Here is a 3,687-nt window from a genome sequence, read left to right on the forward strand (position 1 = left end):
GCGGTGACACCGCCGATTTAGCCTTTTTTATAAATCACTTAAAGCTGCAGTTTCCTGAGCGCACTATGGTCGCTGTAGGTTTTTCGTTAGGCGGTAACGTACTGGCCAAATACTTAGGTGAACAATCACAAGCATGCCCACTAAGTGCTGCAGCGGTGGTATCTGCTCCTTATGATTTGTCGTCATCAAGCGATGTTATTCGTAAAAGCTTAGGTAAAATTTACCAAAAATATCTGCTCGATCGCATGAAAAAATCAATGCAGCGAAAGCTGCCACAAATTAAGCAGCAAATTTCACTAACACCAAAACAGTTAATGAAAATTGACGATTTATTAGAGTTTGATAATCAGTTAACAGCCCCTCTGCATGGTTTTGAAAACGCACATGATTACTATCGCAAAGCCAGTGCAATGCCGTACTTAAAAGATATCGCTATACCTACACTTATTATTCATGCCAAAGACGACCCTATGCTCTCAATTAAGGCCGTACCAAGTAGGCAAGACGTAAGTGAGCATGTTACGCTGCGCATCTCTGACAAAGGCGGACACGTTGGTTTTATTAGCGGTAAAAATCCGTTTAAGCCTATATTTTGGTTAGAGAAAGCCGTGCCATGCTATTTTGGGCAACATGTTTTAGGCAACGCAAACAAAGAGCAATTATGATTATCCCTTTTGAACAACTCGATAAAGATACACTATACAACCTAATAGAAAGCTATGTACTGCGCGAAGGCACCGATTATGGCGAAGTAGAAGCAAGCATCGAATCTAAAGTTAACCAAGTTAAGCTACAGCTTAAAAATGGCGAAGCTATGGTGTTTTTCTCTGAATTACATGAGTCAGTTACTATTATTTCTAAGGGCGAATTTAAAGCGCTGCAAAGTGAAGAGCATCAAGCAGAGGCGTTTGATTAAGGTGTAGTACTTGTAACTTTTGAATTGAACGTACACAATGGCTTTTTACCCAAAGAGCCAAAACATGATAAAACTCAGCACTCTAGTGGTAGCCATATCACTAGCTTTAACTAGCCAAGCCCAAGCAGAACAAACAATAATAGCATCTGACAAGGCAATTAAACTCGCTAAAGACACCATTTTAATTGATACCCATATCGACGTACCTTATCGAATTCACGAAAGCTGGGTTGATGTAACTAAAGCGACAACTGATGGCGATTTTGACTACCCTCGCGCTGTAAAAGGCGGTTTAAACGCACCGTTTATGTCAATTTATATTCCTGCGCATTTGGAATTTGAAGGTAAAGGAAAAAGCTACCAGCTAGCCAATCAAATGATTGATAGTATGGAAGCCATAGCCCAGCGCGCACCCGATAAGTTTGCTATTGCTAGCTCAAGTACTGATATAGAAGAGCAATTTAAACAAGGCAAGCTGTCTATAGCGATGGGTATGGAAAACGGCTCTCCTATTGAAGGGGATATGAAAAACCTTCAGCACTTTTACGACCGTGGTATTCGCTACATCACGCTAGCGCACTCGCAAAGCAACCATATTTCGGATTCGTCTTACGATATACGCCGTAAATGGAAAGGCTTAAGCCCATTTGGTAAAGATCTTGTCACTGAAATGAATAATATTGGTATGCTAATCGATGTATCGCATATTTCTGATGATGCGTTTTATCAGGTTATGGATCTATCTAAAACACCCGTAATTGCCTCACATTCATCACTTCGTAAATACACGCCTGGCTTTGAGCGTAATATGAATGACGATATGCTATTGGCACTTAAAGAAAATGGCGGCGTTATTCAAATTAACTTTGGCTCAAGCTTTGTTACCGCTAAAGCAGGCAGTTGGGGCAAGCAGTTAAAAAACACAAAAGAGTCCGTTAAAAAAGACGGCACTAAATTAAGCAAAGATTTTGATGCTGCGTACCGTGCTAAAAACCCGTATCCATTTGCAAGTCTTGAGCAGGTGCTTGACCATATTGATCACGTAGTTGAGCTAATTGGTATTGATTATGTAGGTATTGGCTCTGATTATGATGGAGTTGGCGATTCATTACCTATCGGTTTAAAAGATGTATCTAGCTACCCTAATCTTGTTCAAGGTTTAATGGACAGAGATTACAGCAACAAAGATATTAAAAAGATTCTTAGCGGTAATTTATTAAGAGTTTTAAAACAAGCTGAAGAGTATGCGAAAAAGCATTAAAGCTTTTATCATATATTAGTAATTGGCTAAAAGACCAAGAGCTAACTCAATATAAGCACGGCCTAGCCGTGCTTTTTTTATATCTAAGAGCTCAGTTATTTTCAGCAACCTTTTTCCTCGGGTTTCGTAAAACTCAACCTAAGCTACGGCAATAAAGCTATACCTAGGAGCAAATCACTTTTCTTCAGGCATTAAAAAAGGCCACCTGAGTGACCTTTTTCTAACAATTAACTTTAACGTTAATTATTACGCTTTGAACGTTGCTACAAAGCACCTACGCCTAAGGTAAGAGCGCCACCTTCATATGACACTTTTCTTCAGGCATTAAAAAAGGCCACCTGAGTGACCTTTTTCTAACAATTAACTTTAACGTTAATTATTACGCTACGATAGTTGCTACAACACCAGCACCTACAGTACGACCACCTTCACGGATAGCAAAACGAAGACCTTCATCCATCGCGATTGGTGCGATTAGAGTTACTGTCATCTTGATGTTATCACCAGGCATTACCATTTCTACGCCATCTGGTAACTGTACGTCACCTGTTACGTCAGTTGTACGGAAGTAGAACTGTGGACGGTAACCTTTGAAGAATGGAGTATGACGACCACCTTCATCTTTCGAAAGTACGTATACTTCTGAAGTGAATGTAGTATGTGGGTTGATTGAACCAGGCTTAGCTAGTACTTGACCACGTTCAACATCTTCACGCTTAGTACCACGTAGAAGTGCGCCGATGTTTTCGCCAGCACGACCTTCGTCTAGAAGCTTACGGAACATTTCAACACCAGTACAAGTAGAACGAGTTGTATCATTGATACCAACAATTTCTACTTCGTCATTGATGCGAATGATACCAGCTTCAACACGACCAGTTACAACAGTACCACGACCCTGGATTGAGAAAACGTCTTCGATAGGCATGATGAATGGCTTATCGATGTCACGCTCTGGCTCTGGGATGTAAGTATCAAGTGCGTTTGCAAGCTCAACAATCTTATCTTCCCACTCTTTCTCGCCTTCTAACGCTTTAAGCGCAGAACCAGCAATTAGAGGTAAGTCATCACCTGGGAAATCGTATTCTGAAAGAAGTTCACGAACTTCCATTTCTACTAGTTCAAGTAGCTCTTCGTCATCTACCATGTCACATTTGTTCATGAACACGATGATGTAAGGAACGCCAACTTGACGAGAAAGAAGGATGTGCTCACGCGTTTGTGGCATAGGGCCATCAGTCGCAGCAACTACTAAGATCGCGCCGTCCATTTGAGCAGCACCAGTGATCATGTTTTTAACATAATCGGCGTGACCAGGACAATCTACGTGTGCGTAGTGACGTGAAGGAGTATCGTATTCAACGTGAGACGTTGAAATAGTGATACCACGTTCGCGCTCTTCAGGAGCGTTGTCGATTGATGCGAAATCTTTAGCAACACCGCCGTATACTTTTGCAAGTACGTTAGTGATTGCTGCAGTTAGTGTAGTTTTACCGTGGTCAACGTGGCC

General features: G+C 41.2%; 4 protein-coding genes. 3 read left to right on the plus strand and 1 reads right to left on the minus strand.

Annotation, left to right across the window (positions count from 1 at the left end; translation table 11 throughout):
* From L654_RS0123795 to L654_RS0123805, 3 genes are all read left to right on the plus strand, one after another.
* Positions 1–665, plus strand: a 665-nt coding sequence (locus L654_RS0123795; RefSeq protein ID WP_024609241.1) for an alpha/beta fold hydrolase, incomplete at its 5' end; no start/stop codon positions are given.
* Positions 662–916 (plus strand): YheU family protein, encoded by a 255-nt coding sequence (locus tag L654_RS0123800; protein ID WP_007582257.1) that lies wholly within the window; start codon positions 662–664, stop codon positions 914–916. The genes L654_RS0123795 and L654_RS0123800, both read left to right, overlap by 4 nt.
* Before the next feature lie 64 nt (positions 917–980).
* Positions 981–2,177, plus strand: coding sequence for a dipeptidase (locus tag L654_RS0123805; RefSeq protein WP_024609242.1), 1,197 nt, complete (start codon positions 981–983; stop codon positions 2,175–2,177).
* A gap of 379 nt (positions 2,178–2,556) precedes the next feature.
* Here L654_RS0123805 and tuf read toward each other — a convergent pair.
* A partial coding sequence (tuf, locus tag L654_RS0123810) for an elongation factor Tu (protein ID WP_024592699.1) occupies positions 2,557–3,687 on the minus strand: 1,131 nt, incomplete at its 5' end.

Source organism: Pseudoalteromonas sp. TAB23, assembly GCF_000498075.1.
In the GTDB taxonomy this organism is placed as follows: domain Bacteria; phylum Pseudomonadota; class Gammaproteobacteria; order Enterobacterales; family Alteromonadaceae; genus Pseudoalteromonas; species Pseudoalteromonas arctica.

Bases quoted from the DNA above. Each gene is read 5' to 3' on its own strand.
- L654_RS0123800 (WP_007582257.1), top strand. From the start codon at position 662: ATGATTATCCCTTTTGAACAACTCGATAAAGATACACTATACAACCTA.
- L654_RS0123805 (WP_024609242.1), top strand. From the start codon at position 981: ATGATAAAACTCAGCACTCTAGTGGTAGCCATATCACTAGCTTTAACT.